Source organism: Streptomyces sp. NPDC056486, from assembly GCF_042795295.1.
Lineage (GTDB): Bacteria > Actinomycetota > Actinomycetes > Streptomycetales > Streptomycetaceae > Streptomyces.
The window spans coordinates 39,100-54,907 of sequence record NZ_JBHTSF010000052.1 but is presented as its reverse complement, the minus strand read 5'-3'; the positions used below and the strand labels follow the sequence as shown (position 1 = coordinate 54,907).

Genomic DNA, 15,808 nt, shown 5'->3' with positions numbered 1-15,808 from the left:
CCCGGGGGCGGCCGCCTTCATATGTGTCCGTGCGATCAGGCCGTGTGCGATCAGGCCTTGCTGAGCTCCCAGAAGCGGAACACGGTCGACGCGTCGAGGCACGACTCCACGCCGTACAGGTCGTCGGAGATGACGGCGTACTGCTTGGCCTGCCAGACCGGCAGGATCGGCAGCTCGTCGGCGACGGTGTCCTGGAGCCGCGCGTAGTCGTCGTCGGTCTTGGTGCGGTCGGCCTCGGCAGCGGTGCCGGGGATGATCTTCCCGGTGATGCCGCTGTTCCGGTAGCCGTTGCCGAGGACGTTGCCCTTGCCGAAGAAGGGCTGCGTGAAGTTGTCCGGGTCCGGGTAGTCCGGCACCCAGCCCTTGACGTACACGCCGTACTTGCCGGACTTGATGTCCCGCTCGTACTGGCCGAACGGGATCGACTTCACGTCGGCGTCGAAGAGGCCGCTCGCGTTGAGCTGCTTGGCTATCGCCTTCATCTCCTGGTCGGTCGCGGGGCCGTAGCGCGAGGGCGTGGACCAGAGCGTGAGCTTGACCTTGCCGCTCAGGCCCTCCTCGCGCAGGGCGGCCGCGGCCTTGGAGCGCTGCGGGCGGGCACCGTAGGTGTCGAAGAAGGCGGTGTTGTGACCGCCGATCCCGGCCGGGACGATCGAGTACAGCGGCGTCGCCGTGTCCCGGTAGACGTCTCTGACCAGGGCGTCCCGGTCGAGCAGGTACGCCATGGCCTTGCGGACGCCCAGCTTGCCCGCGACCGGGTCCTTCATGTTGAAGACCAGGTGCTGCACCTCGGCGCTCGTGCCCTCGACGACGTCGATGTTCTGGCTCGCGCTCGAGGTGTCCTGCTCGATGTCCGCGACGTCGCCGGCGGCGAGGCCCCGGTACGCGATGTCGATCTTGTCGTCCAGGATCGCCTGCTTCAGGCCCTTCTGGTCGTCGTGGAAGAACTTGAGGGTGACGCCCTTGTTCTTCACCTTGGCGGTGCCCTTGTAGTCGGGGTTGACCGAGAACACCGCCCGATCCTTGTTGAAGGAGTCGAGCTTGTACGGTCCCGAACCCGTGGCCTGGCCGTCGCCGCGCAGCCTGTCCATGTCGTACGACGCGTGGTCGACGATGGATCCGGCGCCGGACGCGATCTTGCTGGGGAAGGTGGCGTCGGCGTACTTGAGCTTGAAGACGACCTTCTTGGCGTTCGGTGTCTCGACGCTGTCGAGCATCGGGAACATGATCGCCGGACCGGCATGGTCGTTCATCTTCATCATGCGGTCGAAGGAGTACTTGACGTCCTTCGAGGTCAACGCGTTGCCGTTGCTGAACTTCAGGCCGTCGCGCAGCGTGCACTCGAAGACCTTGGTCCCCGAGTCGGTGAAGCCGCACTCCTTGGCGGCCTCGGGCTCCGGCTCCGTGGCTCCGTTCGGGAAGCTCATCAGGGACTGGAAGACGTTGTTGAACAGGAGCCACGACCCGGGGTCGTAGCCCGACGCCGGGTCGGTGGCCAGAACGTCGTCCGACATCCCCATCACCACCGCGTCACCGTCCGCCCCTGCTCCGCCGGATTCTGTTCCGCAGCCGGTCAGCATGGCGGCGGCCAGCCCTCCCGTGAGGGGAAGGGCCAGCCACTGGTTACGCAAATTCACGAACGTGCCTTGTCGTTGATGTCAATCGGTGGAGCGAAGCCCGGCGGGGCGTGTGCCGGTGTGCGCGACGACTAGTCGCTCACACCGCGGCCGAGCTCCCACAGCTGCAGGCTCGAGGCAGAGTTGAGAGCCCACTCGACGCCCGTGATGTCGTCGCGGGCGGCGATGTACTGCTTACCCTGCCAGAGGGGAATGAACGGCACATCCTCGGCGACGATGTCCTGGATCCTCTGGATGCTCTTGGACGCGGAGAGCCGGTCCGCCTCACGGCGCGAGTTCGGGATCAGCTCGTCGATGATGGTGGGGTTCGCGTACGGCGAGTTGAGGAAGTTGTCCGTGTTGAGGAACGGCGAGACGAAGCTGTCCGGGTCGGGGAAGTCGGGGAACCAGCCCATTCCGTAGACGTCGTACGCGCCCTTCTGCTCGGCGGGGCGGAAGGTCGTCCAGCCCTCGCCCTTGATCGACACGTCGAACAGGCCACTCGCGTTGAGCTGCTTCTGCAGGACCTGGAATTCCTTCTTGGTGCCCGGGCCGTAGTGGTCCGTCGTGTAGTGCAGGGTGAGCTTCACCGGGGTGCTGATGTCGGCCTTCTGCAGCAGGTTGCGGGCCTTGGCCGTGCTCGGGTTGCCGTACTTGTTGAAGAACGAGTTGGTGTGCCCCACGACCGTGGCCGGCACCAGGGAGTAGAGCGGCTCGGCCGCGTCGCCGTAGACGCCGGCAGCGAGGGCGCCGCGGTCGACGACCTGTGCCATGGCCTGGCGGACCGCCTTGGACTTGACGGTGGTGGCTTCCGTGTTGAAGCCGAGGTAGCGGATCTCGAGGCCCGGCGTCTCGACCAGGTCGATGTTGTTGCCCGGGTTCTCGTCGAGCTGCTTGATCTGCTCCGGCGACATGGTGCGCGTCATCATGTCGATGTCGCCGTCCTTGAGGGCCTTGCCCATGGCCTCGGTGGAGGCGTAGTCGCGCAGCTCGATCTTGTCGCTCTTGAGCTTGTACGCACCCTTGTAGTTGGGGTTCTTGGAGAACACCGTCTTGACGAGCGTGTTGCCCTTGACCTCTTGCTTGGCGGTGTAGGGGCCCGAACCGTCGATGTCGAAGCCGGGGCGCAGCTTCTTCTTCTCGTAGTGCTCCGAGCTGACGACGCCCGCGACGGGCGTGGCCAGCTTGTACGGGAAGGTCGCGTCGGCGCTCTTGAGGTGGAAGACGATGCCCCTGTCGCCCCGGGTCTCGATCGCGTCGACATTGGCCATCAGGCTGGAGGAGCCGGTGGAGTCCTTGATCTTCATGTCCCGCACCCGCTCGATGGAGAACTTCACATCGGTTGCGGTCAGCGGCTTGCCGTCGGCGAACTTCAGGCCCTTGCGCAGCGTGCACTCGTAGCGCTCGTTGCCGGTGTCGGTGAAACCGCACTTCTGGGCGGCGTCGGGCTCCGGCTCTCCGTCGCCGCGCGGCGACGCCATCAGCGTCTGGAACGTCTGGCGCAGGATGTTCCAGGAGCCCGCGTCATAGGCGAACGCCGGGTCGAAGGGGGCCGGCACCTCGGGTGAGGTGGAGAACACGTCCGTGGTGCCGACAGCAATCGCGTCGTCTCCCCCACCGTCGCCCGCCCCGCCGCACGCCGCGAGCGCGGGAGCGAGCAGACCTACCAAGGCAGGCAGCACCAAAGTCTTACGGTTCATGCTCGACGTTCTCCAGAGCTGTTGGTCCCGTGCGGACCGACAACGAGGGGTGGGGTCAGTCGGACCGTGGGGTGTGGCGATGTTCTCGCGAAGACATTAGTCCGCACCGCCAGGAGGGCCGGAAGGTACCGGAGTTGCCCCTCAATCACGCAGCGAAACCAGGCGCGGACACACCGATAACCCGACTCGGGAAGGTTTCGTGAGGTTCCCCTCAATCGGGACACAACACCTCTCCACAACTCGCGCAAATCGACGCGCGTGCACAGCCGCGATCGACTGTCGACCCCCCACCAAGTGGGAAAGGTCACACCTTCAACCGCTCAGCACTTTCCGGCCATCAGGCCTTGCAGGAAAGGCAGGTTGACGTGTTCGAGGGAGGGGACGACGGTCCTGCCGGACGCCGCCGCGATAGGTGCGACGGACGGCACGGCCACCACTCGGCAGCCCGCGGCCTCGGCCGCCGCGACGCCGGTCGCGGTGTCCTCGATGACGGCACATCTGGCCGGTTCTGCCCCAACCCCCGCCGCCGCGAGGAGGTAGGGATCGGGGTGCGGCTTGGTCCGGGTCACCTCGTCGCCCGCGATGGTCAGCGTGAAGTGGTGGGATCCGATCGAGTCGAGCACGCGGTCGATGATGCGCCGGTGCGACGCGGAGACCAGCGCCATCGGAACCTCGTGCGCGGCGAGTTCGGCAAGCAGCCTGGCGGCTCCCGGCATCATCGGCAGGGCGCGGCCGATGCGGTCCTCGAAGCCGTCGTTGAGCAGCACGGTCAGCTCGGGCACCGTGATGTCGGCGCCGGTGGACGCGATGAGGAAGCCGGCGCTGCGCGTCATGGGGCCGCCGACGACCACGTCGCGCCAGGCCTCGTCGAGCGTGTGTCCGAGTGCGGCGAATACCGCGACCTCGGCGTCCCACCAGAACCCCTCGGTGTCCACGAGTGTGCCGTCCATGTCGAGGAGCACCGCCTGCAGGTCGGAGCCTTCGGCCGTTCGGGTATCGAGCGCGGGAACCGTACTGGTCATTCGGGCACACCTCCATGAGGGACGAGAAGGCCGGTTGCTCCCTTTCGACGGGTGAGCAACCGGCCTGCACTGGACCGACAAGTGTACGACTTGCCCGCTTAGCGCGCGTTGAAGTATTTGGCCTCAGGGTGGTGGATGACGATCGCGTCCGTGGACTGCTCCGGGTGGAGCTGGAACTCCTCGGAGAGCTGCACTCCGATCCGCTCCGGCTCCAGGAGCTCGGCGATCTTCGCGCGGTCCTCGAGGTCGGGGCAGGCGCCGTAGCCGAGGGAGAAGCGCGCGCCGCGGTACTTCAGGTCGAACATGTCCTCGACGGCGTCGGGGTCCTCACCGCCGAAGCCGAGTTCGGCGCGCACGCGCGCGTGCCAGTACTCGGCGAGTGCCTCGGCCAACTGCACGGACAGGCCGTGCAGTTCGAGGTAGTCGCGGTAGGAGTCGGCCTCGAAGAGCTTCGCGGTGGCCTCGCCGATCTTCGAGCCGACGGTGACGACCTGGAGGCCGACCACGTCCCGCTCGCCGGACTCCTCCGGGCGGAAGAAGTCCGCCAGGCACAGGCGCCGGCCGCGGCGCTGGCGCGGGAAGCTGAAGCGGGTGCGCTCGTTGCCCTCGTCGTCCAGGATGATCAGGTCGTCGCCCTTGGAGACACAGGGGAAGTAGCCGTAGACGACGGCCGCCTCCAGCATGTTCTTCGTGTGCAGCTCATCGAGCCAGCCGCGCAGGTGGGGGCGTCCCTCCGTCTCGACGAGCTCCTCGTAGGTGGGCCCGTCGCCCTTGCGGGCCTGCTTGAGGCCCCACTGGCCCTTGAACAGGGCGCCCTCGTCCAGCCAGGAGGCGTACTCCTTGAGCTGGATGCCCTTGACGACGCGGGTGCCCCAGAACGGCGGGGTGGGCACGGGATTGTCGACGGAGGTGTCCGAGCGGGCGGGACCCTCGTCCTCGGAGACCTCTAGGACTGGAGTGTCCCTCTTGGCCACGCGGCGCTGCTTCAGCTCGGGCAGCGTGGCGCCGGGGACGCCGCGCTTGACCGCGATGAGGGCGTCCATCAGGCGCAGGCCCTCGAACGCGTCGCGGGCGTAGCGGACCTCGCCCTCGTAGATCTCGTGGAGGTCCTGCTCGACGTAGGCACGGGTGAGCGCGGCACCGCCCAGGATGACGGGGAAGTCCGCGGCCATCTTGCGCTGGTTGAGCTCCTCCAGGTTCTCCTTCATGATCACGGTCGACTTCACCAGGAGACCCGACATGCCGATCACATCCGCGCGGTGCTCGGCGGCGGCGTCCAGGATGGCGGCGACCGGCTGCTTGATGCCGAGGTTGACCACGTTGTAGCCGTTGTTGGACAGGATGATGTCGACGAGGTTCTTGCCGATGTCGTGGACGTCGCCGCGCACGGTGGCCAAGACGATGGTGCCCTTGCCCTCGGAGTCCGACTTCTCCATGTGCGGTTCCAGGTGGGCGACCGCGGTCTTCATCACCTCGGCGGACTGCAGCACGAAGGGCAGCTGCATCTGGCCGGAACCGAACAGCTCGCCGACGACCTTCATGCCCTCCAGGAGGGTGTCGTTGACGATGTCGAGCGCCGGGCGGGACCCAAGCGCCTCGTCCAGGTCGGCCTCCAGGCCCTTCTTCTCGCCGTCGATGATGCGGCGCTGCAGGCGCTCGTCAAGCGGCAGGGCGAGAAGCTCCTCGGCCTTGCCCTCCTTCATCGACTTCATGTTGACGCCCTCGAAGAGCTCCATGAGCTTCTGCAGGGGGTCATAGCCCTCTTCGCGGCGGTCGTAGATCAGGTCGTGGGCGGCCTTGACCTGCTCCTCCTCCAGGCGCGCGATGGGCAGGATCTTGGAGGCGTGCACGATCGCCGAGTCCAGGCCCGCCTTGACGCACTCGTCGAGGAAGACGGAGTTCAGCACGACACGGGCGGCCGGGTTGAGGCCGAAGGAGATGTTCGACAACCCCAGGGTGGTCTGCACGTCCGGGTGGCGGCGCTTGAGCTCGCGGATCGCCTCGATGGTGGCGATGCCGTCCTTGCGGGACTCTTCCTGGCCGGTGCAGATGGTGAAGGTCAGGGCGTCGATGAGGATGTCCGACTCGTGGATGCCCCAGTTGCCCGTCAGGTCGTCGATGAGGCGCTCGGCGATGGCGACCTTGTGCTCGACGGTGCGGGCCTGGCCCTCCTCGTCGATGGTCAGCGCGATCAGCGCGGCGCCGTGCTCCCTGGCCAGCTCGGTGACCTTCGCGAAGCGCGACTCGGGGCCGTCGCCGTCCTCGTAGTTGACGGAGTTGATGACGGCACGGCCGCCCAGCTTTTCCAGACCGGCCTGCAGAACGGGCAGCTCGGTGGAGTCCAGGACGATGGGCAGGGTGGAGGCGGTGGCGAAGCGGCCCGCGAGCTCGGCCATGTCCTTGACGCCGTCGCGGCCCACGTAGTCGACGCACAGGTCGAGCATGTGGGCGCCTTCGCGGATCTGGTCGCGGGCCATCTCCACACAGTCGTCCCAGCGGCCCTCCAGCATGGCCTCACGGAACTTCTTCGAGCCGTTGGCGTTCGTGCGCTCGCCGATCGCCATGTACGCGGTGTCCTGGCGGAAGGGCACGGTCTGGTAGAGCGAGGCGGCGCCGGGCTCGGGGTGCGGCTCACGGCGGACCGTCTCGACGCCGCGGACACGCTCGACGACCTGGCGCAGGTGCTCGGGGGTCGTGCCGCAGCAGCCGCCGACCAGGGAGAGACCGTACTCGCGTACGAAGGTCTCCTGGGCGTCGGCCAGCTCCGCCTCGGTCAGCGGGTAGTGGGCGCCGTTCTTGCCAAGGACCGGCAGGCCCGCGTTGGGCATGCAGGAGATCGGGACGCGCGAGTGGCGGGCGAGATAGCGCAGGTGCTCGCTCATCTCGGCCGGGCCCGTGGCGCAGTTCAGGCCGATCATGTCGATGCCCAGCGGCTCCAGGGCGGTCAGCGCGGCACCGATCTCCGAGCCGAGCAGCATCGTGCCGGTCGTCTCGACGGTGACCGAGCAGATCAGCGGCAGGTTCGCACCGGTGGCGTCCAGTGCGCGGCGGGCACCCAGGATCGCGGACTTGGTCTGAAGGAGGTCCTGGGTGGTCTCCACCAGGAGGGCGTCGGCGCCGCCCGCGATCATGCCTTCGGCGTTGGTCTGATAGGCGTCGCGCAGCACGGGGTACGGGGCGTGGCCCAGGGTCGGCAGCTTCGTGCCGGGACCCATCGAGCCCAGGACCCAGCGCTGCTGACCGGTGGAGAGGGTGAACTCGTCGGCGACCTCGCGGGCGATGCGGGCGCCCGCCTCGGAGAGCTCGAAGTTCCGCTCGGGGATGTCGTACTCGCTCAAGGCCGCGAAGTTCGTGCCGAACGTGTTCGTCTCCACGCAGTCGACACCGACCGCGAAGTACTCCTCATGGACCGAGCGGACGATGTCCGGGCGGGTCACGTTCAGGATCTCGTTACAGCCCTCGAGGTTCTGGAAGTCCTCAAGGGTGGGGTCCTGCGCCTGCAGCATCGTGCCCATCGCACCGTCGGCCACCACCACACGGGTGGCGAGGGCTTCGCGAAGGGCGTCGGCCCGGGTTCCGTTCGAGGAACCGGACGAGGGGGTAGGCAACGAGGCCATGAAAGAGCTCCCTGAGGTGCGACGGCTGTCGGCTTTGCGCTTCGGTGGAAGGCGCACCCGGTCAGGGTAGCCGGACGAAGGTCCAGAGCGTTGGAGTGTTCACGGTCCGGACGCCCGGCGGCCCGGCCCATTACAGGGGTGTGGCCCGGAGGCCCGGCGGAAAACGGCGGGGAACGGCGGGAAGCGTGCGAGAACCTACGACAAACACGGCCTGCCGCTCTGTCGCGGGAGGTCGGCAACGACCGATAGTGTTCAGCATTGTCGAACGTGGAGTCAGAGGGGACGGAGGAAGGGGCTGCGATGGCACGGAACATCCAGTCACTCGAGCGGGCGGCCGCGATGCTGCGACTGCTCGCGGGCGGAGAGCGGCGGCTCGGCCTCTCGGAGATCGCGTCCGCCCTTGGCCTCGCCAAGGGCACGGCTCACGGCATTCTGCGCACGTTGCAGGCCGAGGGCTTCGTCGAGCAGGAGTCCGCGTCGGGCCGCTATCAGCTCGGCGCCGAGCTCCTGCGCCTGGGCAACAGCTATCTGGACGTGCACGAGCTGCGGGCCCGCGCCCTGGTGTGGACCGACGACCTGGCCCGCTCGAGCGGCGAGAGCGTCTACCTCGGCGTCCTGCACCAGCAGGGCGTCCTGATCGTGCACCACGTCTTCAGGCCCGACGACAGCCGCCAGGTCCTTGAGGTGGGGGCGATGCACCCGCTGCACTCCACGGCCCTGGGCAAGGTGCTCGCCGCCTACGACCCCGTGGCGCACAGCGAGGCCGCGGAAGCCGACTGGCAGAGCTTCACCTCGCGCACCGTCGTGGACCCCGACGGCTTCGAGGGCGTCCTCGACGTGACCCGCGCGCGCGGGTACGCCGCCGACGTCGAGGAGACGTGGGAGGGCGTCGCCTCCGTGGCCGCCCCCATTCACGACCGGCGCCGCATGCCGGTCGGCGCGGTCGGTATCACCGGAGCGGTAGAGCGCGTCCAGAGGGACGGGGAACTGCGCCCCGATCTGATCGCGGCCGTACGGGACTGCGCCCGCGCCGTGTCGCGGGACCTGGGCGCCGGGCGCTTCTAGCGTTCCCCGCGCCCTTTGCGGGGCGTGCCCCCCGCCGCTCAACATGCAGGGGACACCCTTCCGCGCGATCATCGTGTGACGGTGTTTCGCCCCGTGGTGACCCCTGCCGCGACCGATAACCCGGAACGATCAATAACGATCGTGTTTTCAATTACAGAGCTCTTGACGGGCAAGTAACCCCGGGGTGAGACTCGCGTCCATCGGTCGGCATTGTCGAACACCTACCGGCATTAAGCGTTAGAGTGTGACAAGGCCAAGGGCCGGCAGGACCTCACCTGAGGTCGCGGACCACCGGAGGGACCCGGGGTTCGCCTTCCCCTGGACGAAGGACAAAGGAGTCGCGGGTGTCCAGCTCCGACATCTTCATCGGCGAGACCATCGGTACCGCCATTCTCGTACTGCTCGGCGGCGGTGTCTGCGCCGCCGTCACGCTCAAGGCCTCCAAGGCCAAGGACGCCGGCTGGCTCGCGATCACCTTCGGGTGGGGCTTCGCGGTGCTCACCGGCGCCTATCTGGCGGGTGGCGTGTCAGGCGCCCACCTCAACCCGGCGGTCACCCTCGGCCTCGCCATCGAGGGCGGCACGAAGTGGAGCGATGTTCCGCTCTACTTCGCCTCTCAGCTGCTCGGCGCGATCATCGGCGCCGTCCTGGTCTGGCTCGCCTACCTGGGCCAGTTCAAGGCCCACCTGACCGACCCGGAGATCCTCGCGGCACAGCCGATGGAGGAGGGCCTCGTCGACCAGAAGGCCGCGCCCAAGGCCGGTCCGGTGCTCGGTGTCTTCACCACGGGACCCGAGATCCGCAACTACGCGCAGAACGTGCTCACCGAGATCATCGCGACGGTCGTACTGGTCCTCGCGATCCTCACCCAGGGCCTGAACGACGGCGGCAACGGCCTCGGCACGCTCGGCGCGCTGATCACCGCCCTCGTCGTGGTGAGCATCGGCCTCTCGCTCGGTGGCCCCACCGGCTACGCGATCAACCCGGTCCGTGACCTGGGTCCGCGCATCGTGCACTCCCTCCTCCCGCTGCCGAACAAGGGCAGCTCGGACTGGGCGTACGCATGGGTGCCGATCGCCGGTCCGCTGATCGGCGGAGCCATCGCGGGCGGCATCTACAACCTCGCGTTCAAGTAGGGGCGCGAGCGCTGCCGATGACCGCCTGAGAAAGACCGCCGAGAGCAAAGAAGAGCAGGAGTACACCGTGAGCACCGACGCACACACCGCAGGCCCCTTCATCGCGGCCATCGACCAGGGCACCACTTCGAGCCGCTGCATCGTCTTCGACAAGGACGGCCGGATCGTCTCGGTCGACCAGAAGGAGCACGAGCAGATCTTCCCGAAGCCGGGCTGGGTCGAGCACGACGCGAGCGAGATCTGGACGAACGTCCAGGAGGTCGTCGCGAGCGCCATCTCCAAGGCGGGGATCACCCACGAGGACATCAAGGCGATCGGCATCACCAACCAGCGTGAGACCACGCTGCTCTGGGACAAGAACACCGGCGAGCCGGTGCACAACGCCATCGTCTGGCAGGACACCCGTACCGACACCCTGTGCAAGGAGCTCGGCCGCAACGTCGGCCAGGACCGCTTCCGCCGTCAGACGGGCCTGCCGCTCGCCAGCTACTTCGCCGGGCCGAAGGCCCGCTGGCTGCTCGACAACGTCGACGGTCTGCGCGAGCGCGCCGAGGCGGGCGACATCCTCTTCGGCACCATGGACTCCTGGGTCATCTGGAACCTGACGGGCGGTGTCAACGGCGGCAAGCACGTCACCGACGTCACCAACGCGTCGCGCACCATGCTGATGAACCTGCACACCATGCAGTGGGACGAGTCGATCGCCGAGTCCATCGGCGTCCCGATGGCGATGCTCCCCGAGATCCGTTCCTCCGCCGAGGTCTACGGCGAGGTCACCGGCGGCAAGCTCGGCGACGTCCTGCCCGGCACCCCCGTCGCCTCCGCGCTCGGCGACCAGCAGGCCGCCCTCTTCGGCCAGACCTGTTTCGCCAAGGGCGAGGCCAAGTCGACGTACGGCACCGGCACCTTCATGCTGATGAACACCGGTGAGTCGGCCATCAACTCCTACTCGGGCCTGCTGACCACCGTCGGCTACCAGATCGGCGACCAGAAGCCGGTCTACGCGCTCGAGGGTTCCATCGCGGTCACCGGTTCGCTCGTGCAGTGGATGCGCGACCAGATGGGCCTGATCAACTCCGCCGCCGAGATCGAGACGCTCGCGTCGTCGGTCGAGGACAACGGCGGCGCCTACTTCGTACCGGCCTTCTCCGGCCTCTTCGCCCCGTACTGGCGTTCCGACGCCCGCGGTGTGATCACCGGTCTCACCCGGTACGTCACCAAGGCGCACATCGCGCGCGCCGTCCTGGAGGCCACGGCCTGGCAGACCCGTGAGATCACCGACGCCATGACGAAGGACTCCGGCGTCGAGCTCACGGCCCTCAAGGTCGACGGCGGCATGACCTCCAACAACCTGCTGATGCAGACGCTCTCGAACTTCCTCGACGCACCGGTGGTGCGCCCGATGGTGGCCGAGACGACCTGCCTCGGCGCCGCCTACGCCGCCGGTCTCGCCGTCGGCTTCTGGTCCGGCACCGACGAGCTGCGCGCCAACTGGCGCCGCGCGGCGGAGTGGACACCCAGCATGGACGCGGACACCCGTGCCCGTGAGTACAAGAGCTGGCTCAAGGCCGTCGAGCGGTCCATGGGTTGGCTCGATGAGAGTGGCGAGGAGTAATCAACATGACCACCCTGCAGAGCGTCCCTGCCCTCGGGACGCATCCGGCTGCCGGTTCCAACCCGAGCCGCGCCGAGACCCGGGAGCAGCTTTCCAAGGCGACGTACGACCTCCTGGTGATCGGTGGCGGAATCCTGGGCATCTCCACCGCCTGGCATGCCGCGCAGTCGGGCCTGCGGGTGGCCCTGGTGGACGCCGGTGACTTCGCCGGCGCCACCTCCTCCGCCTCCTCCAAGCTGCTCCACGGCGGTCTGCGCTACCTGCAGACCGGTGCGGTGAAGCTGGTCGCGGAGAACCACTTCGAGCGTCGCGCGGTGTCGCGTCAGGTGGCCCCCCACCTGGCGAACCCGCTCACCTTCTACCTGCCCGTCTACAAGGGCGGCCCGCACGGCGCCGCCAAGCTGGGCGCGGGCGTCTTCGCGTACAGCGCGCTCTCCGCGTTCGGCGACGGCGTCGGCCACCTGCTCTCGCCCTCCAAGGCCGCGCAGGACGTGCCGGAGCTGCGCACGGACAACCTGAAGGCCGTGGCCGTGTACGGCGACGACCAGATGAACGACTCCCGCATGGCCCTGATGACGGTCCGCGCGGCCGTCGAGGCCGGTGCAGTGGTCCTCAACCACGCCGAGGTCACGGGCCTGCGCTTCACCAAGGGCCGGGTCACGGGCGCGGAGCTCAAGGACCGCATGAGCGGCGACGAGTTCGGCGTGAACGCCCGCCTCGTGCTCAACGCCACGGGCCCCTGGGTCGACCACCTGCGCAAGATGGAGAACCCGGACGCGGCGCCCTCCATCCGCCTCTCCAAGGGCGCGCACCTGGTCCTCAAGCGCACCGCCCCCTGGAAGGCCGCACTGGCCACGCCGATCGACAAGTACCGCATCACCTTCGCCCTGCCGTGGGAGGACATGCTCCTTCTCGGCACGACGGACGAGGAGTTCGAGGGCGACCCGGCGGACGTCAGCGTCACCGAGGCCGACACCGCGCAGATCCTGGACGAGGCCGCGTTCTCCATCCGCGACCAGCAGCTGTCCCGCGATCTGATCACCTACTCCTTCGCGGGCCTGCGCGTCCTGCCCGGCGGCCCCGGCGACACGTCGAAGGCCAAGCGCGAGACGGTCGTCACCGAGGGAGCGCGCGGCATGCTCTCCGTCGCGGGCGGCAAGTGGACGACCTTCCGCCACATCGGCCGTACGGTGATGAAGAAGCTGGAGTCGCTGCCGGGCCACCCGCTCGGCGACGACTACGAGCCGATCTCGCAGCTCCAGAAGCGGCTTCCGCTGCCCGGCATCGCCAACCCGCGTGCGGTCGCGCACCGTCTGCTCGTCGACGGCCCGGCGCCCGGCCCGCGGATGTCCGCCGACACCGCCAAGCACCTGGCGACGCACTACGGCTCGCTCTCCTTCGACATCGCCCGTCTGGCGAACGAGAACCCGGAGCTCGCCGAGCGCGTCTCGCCGGACGCCCCGGAGATCTGGGCGCAGGTCGTCTACGCCCGTGACCACGAGTGGGCAGAGACGGCGGACGACGTCCTGCGCCGCCGTACGACGCTGACGATCCGCGGCCTCGCCACGGACGAGGTCCGCGGCAAGGTCCAGGACGTGCTCGACGGCAAGTAGGCACCGGCTGTAAGTACTGGCTGGTCGAAGGGGCGGCTCCCTCTCTTTGGGGGGCCGCCCCTTCGGCGTACCCGGCAGGGCCGCCACACCGCGTACATACGCGTGCAATACGGCACGGGGAGAGTAGGAGGATGCCTCCGGTTCCTCTCTCAGTACTCGATCTGGTCCCCGTAAGCTCCGGCTCCGACGCTCCGACGGCGCTGCGCAACACCGTAGAACTGGCCCGGGCGGCCGAGGATTTCGGCTACCGCCGCTACTGGCTTGCCGAGCACCACCTCAATCCCGGTGTCGCGGGTTCGGCGCCCGCCCTGGTGATCCAGGCGGTGGCGCAGGCGACGCGGGAGATCCGGGTGGGCTCAGGGGCGGTGCTGCTCGGGCATCAGACTCCGCTGTCGGTCGTGGAGCAGTTCGGGATTCTGGACGCGCTGTATCCGGGGCGGATCGATCTGGGGCTCGGCAGGTCCGGACGTCCGCGCTCCAAGGCGGCCGCCTCCGGAGGATCCGGGGTCCCCGCGGGCCTCGCCCGGCTGCTCCGATCTCCGCGCTTCCAGCTGCAGTTCAAGCTGCTCCAGCAGCCGGGCGCGCAGACTCCGGCGTACGACGAGCAGGTCGGCGACATCCTGGCGCTCTTCGGCGGTACGTACCGCGGCGACGACGGCACCGAGGCACACGCGATACCGGGCGACGGCGCCGACGTCGACGTGTGGGTCCTGGGCAGCAGCGCGGGCGAGAGCGCCGAGGTCGCGGGTGCGCGGGGGCTGCCGTTCGGGGCGAACTACCACGTCAGTCCGGGCACGGTGGTCGAGGCGGTGAACGCCTACCGTGCCGCGTTCCGCCCCTCGGCGGCGCTCTCCGATCCATACGTGCTTGTGTCCGCCGATGCCGTGGTCGGGCCAGACGACGAGTCGGCGCGGCGGCTCGCGGCCGGGTACGCGCCATGGGTGCGGTCCATCCGCAGGGCGGAGGGTGCGATCACGTTCCCCACGCCCGAGGAGGCGGACCGCCTCGAATGGACCGAAGAGGACCGGGAGTTGGTGGCCGACCGCGTCGACACGCAGTTCGTGGGCGGCCCCGAGACGGTGACGGAAGGTCTTGCCGAACTCCAACAGGCCACCGGTGCGGACGAGTTGCTCATCACCACCATCACGCACGACCACGCGGACCGGGTGCGGTCGTACGAGCTGCTCGCGCAGGCCTGGCAGAAGCAGAGCTGACAGAAGCAGGCCTGGCAGAAGCAGAGCTGATCCCACCGCGGCACGGTTCACCGCAGCACAGTTCACCGCGGCACGATTCACGAAAGAGGGCACCATGAAGTTCCAGGTCCTGTCGATCATCGGCCACGCCCCGCACCCGCTGACCGGTCACCTCCCCACGTCCGCCGACCGGTTGGCCGACGTGATCGAGGTCGGCGTGGCCGCCGAGCGGCTCGGCTACGACGCGTACGCCGTGGGAGAGCGGCACGCGGGCGCCTTCCTGTCGTCGAGCCCCACCGTCGTGCTCGGCGCGCTCGCCGCACGGACCACCCGGATCAAGCTGCTCACCGGCGTCACCGTCGTGGCGATCCTCGACCCGGTCCGGGTCGCCGAGGACTACGCGACGCTCGATCAGATCTCGCGCGGCCGGATCGAGTTGGTGATCGGCAAGGGCGCGGAGGCCGGTCACTTCGATCTCTTCGGGCTCGACGAGGAACGGCAGTGGGATCTGCAGAAGGAGAAGTACGAGCTGCTCCGCCGCCTGTGGAGCGAGGAGAACGTCGACTGGGAGGGCGAGTTCAGGCCCGCCCTGAAGGACGTGACGACGGTGCCGCGCCCGTACGCGGGCCTGCCGCGCATCTGGCACGGCTCGGCGACCTCCCTCAACTCCCCCGATCTGGCGGCCAAGCACGGGGATCCGCTCTTCACCGCCAACGCCATCCAGCCGCGTGCCGCGTACGCGAAGCTGATCGCGCACTACCGCGAGCGGTTCGAGGAGTACGGGCACGACCCGGCGCGCGCCCGGGTGGCGGCGGGCTCCGGCGGACTGCTGATCGCGGACTCGGCGGAGCAGGCGGCCTCGCGCTACCGCGAGCTGTACGAGGCGAAGGTGCGCCAGACCTTCAAGCCGCATCTGGAGGGAAAGGCGGGCTACAACACCCCCTTCCGCACCATCGAGGACGCGATCGCCGACGGGCCGCAGCTCATCGGCTCGCCGCAGCAGATCATCGACAAGATCCTCGGCTACCACGAGGTGTACGGGCACGACCTGCAGTCCATCACCGTGGACGGCTTCGGCCTGGAGCGTGGCGAGCAGATCGAGACGCTGCAGCGGTTCGCCGAGGAGGTCGCGCCGGTGGTCCGCAGGGCCGCGCCGTCCACGCTGTGGGACGCCGTGTGAGCGCGGCTGACGTCGGCTGACCTGGGAGTTACCATCCCCCCGTACCCACCT

General features: G+C 68.5%; 10 protein-coding genes. 6 read left to right on the top strand and 4 right to left on the bottom strand.

Annotated features, from left to right (window positions below; translation table 11 throughout):
• Positions 1-50 precede the first annotated feature (50 nt).
• The 4 genes from ACFQ7F_RS21725 to metH form a co-directional block, all read right to left on the bottom strand.
• Positions 51-1,637, bottom strand: coding sequence for an ABC transporter substrate-binding protein (locus ACFQ7F_RS21725; RefSeq protein ID WP_383272776.1), 1,587 nt, complete (start codon positions 1,635-1,637; stop codon positions 51-53).
• Positions 1,638-1,708: 71 nt separating this feature from the next.
• The gene (locus ACFQ7F_RS21720) at positions 1,709-3,316 is read right to left on the bottom strand and encodes an ABC transporter substrate-binding protein (protein ID WP_383272774.1); all 1,608 of its coding nucleotides are present in this window, start codon (positions 3,314-3,316) and stop codon (positions 1,709-1,711) included.
• A gap of 320 nt (positions 3,317-3,636) precedes the next feature.
• On the bottom strand, positions 3,637-4,338 hold the full coding sequence (locus tag ACFQ7F_RS21715) for an HAD-IA family hydrolase (RefSeq protein WP_383272772.1): 702 nt from the start codon (positions 4,336-4,338) through the stop codon (positions 3,637-3,639).
• Positions 4,339-4,436: 98 nt separating this feature from the next.
• Positions 4,437-7,955: a methionine synthase gene (gene metH, locus ACFQ7F_RS21710; protein WP_383272770.1), complete on the bottom strand. Its 3,519-nt coding sequence runs from the start codon at positions 7,953-7,955 to the stop codon at positions 4,437-4,439.
• A gap of 300 nt (positions 7,956-8,255) precedes the next feature.
• Between metH and ACFQ7F_RS21705 the strand changes: the two genes are divergently transcribed.
• From ACFQ7F_RS21705 to ACFQ7F_RS21680, 6 genes are all read left to right on the top strand, one after another.
• Entirely contained in the window at positions 8,256-9,020 is a 765-nt protein-coding gene (locus ACFQ7F_RS21705; RefSeq protein ID WP_383272768.1) for an IclR family transcriptional regulator, read from the top strand.
• Between the two features lie 344 nt (positions 9,021-9,364).
• The gene (locus ACFQ7F_RS21700) at positions 9,365-10,156 is read left to right on the top strand and encodes an MIP/aquaporin family protein (protein ID WP_383272766.1); all 792 of its coding nucleotides are present in this window, start codon (positions 9,365-9,367) and stop codon (positions 10,154-10,156) included.
• A 67-nt stretch (positions 10,157-10,223) separates the two neighbouring features.
• Positions 10,224-11,771, top strand: a complete 1,548-nt coding sequence (gene glpK, locus ACFQ7F_RS21695; RefSeq protein ID WP_383272764.1) for a glycerol kinase GlpK — start codon at positions 10,224-10,226, stop codon at positions 11,769-11,771.
• A gap of 5 nt (positions 11,772-11,776) precedes the next feature.
• On the top strand, positions 11,777-13,384 hold the full coding sequence (locus ACFQ7F_RS21690; protein WP_383272762.1) for an FAD-dependent oxidoreductase: 1,608 nt from the start codon (positions 11,777-11,779) through the stop codon (positions 13,382-13,384).
• A 131-nt stretch (positions 13,385-13,515) separates the two neighbouring features.
• Positions 13,516-14,598 carry an LLM class flavin-dependent oxidoreductase gene (locus ACFQ7F_RS21685; protein ID WP_383272760.1) on the top strand — a complete coding sequence of 361 codons (1,083 nt, stop codon included), beginning with the start codon at positions 13,516-13,518 and terminating at the stop codon, positions 14,596-14,598.
• A 94-nt stretch (positions 14,599-14,692) separates the two neighbouring features.
• A complete protein-coding gene (locus ACFQ7F_RS21680) occupies positions 14,693-15,757 on the top strand; it encodes an LLM class flavin-dependent oxidoreductase (RefSeq protein ID WP_383272758.1) in 1,065 nt (354 codons plus the stop codon).
• Positions 15,758-15,808 lie beyond the last annotated feature (51 nt).

Excerpts from the sequence above, each read along its gene's own strand:
- ACFQ7F_RS21720 (WP_383272774.1), bottom strand. The coding sequence starts at position 3,316 with ATGAACCGTAAGACTTTGGTGCTGCCTGCCTTGGTAGGTCTGCTCGCT.
- ACFQ7F_RS21715 (WP_383272772.1), bottom strand. The coding sequence starts at position 4,338 with ATGACCAGTACGGTTCCCGCGCTCGATACCCGAACGGCCGAAGGCTCC.
- metH (WP_383272770.1), bottom strand. The coding sequence starts at position 7,955 with ATGGCCTCGTTGCCTACCCCCTCGTCCGGTTCCTCGAACGGAACCCGG.
- ACFQ7F_RS21705 (WP_383272768.1), top strand. The coding sequence starts at position 8,256 with ATGGCACGGAACATCCAGTCACTCGAGCGGGCGGCCGCGATGCTGCGA.
- ACFQ7F_RS21680 (WP_383272758.1), top strand. The coding sequence starts at position 14,693 with ATGAAGTTCCAGGTCCTGTCGATCATCGGCCACGCCCCGCACCCGCTG.
- ACFQ7F_RS21690 (WP_383272762.1), top strand. The coding sequence starts at position 11,777 with ATGACCACCCTGCAGAGCGTCCCTGCCCTCGGGACGCATCCGGCTGCC.
- ACFQ7F_RS21685 (WP_383272760.1), top strand. The coding sequence starts at position 13,516 with ATGCCTCCGGTTCCTCTCTCAGTACTCGATCTGGTCCCCGTAAGCTCC.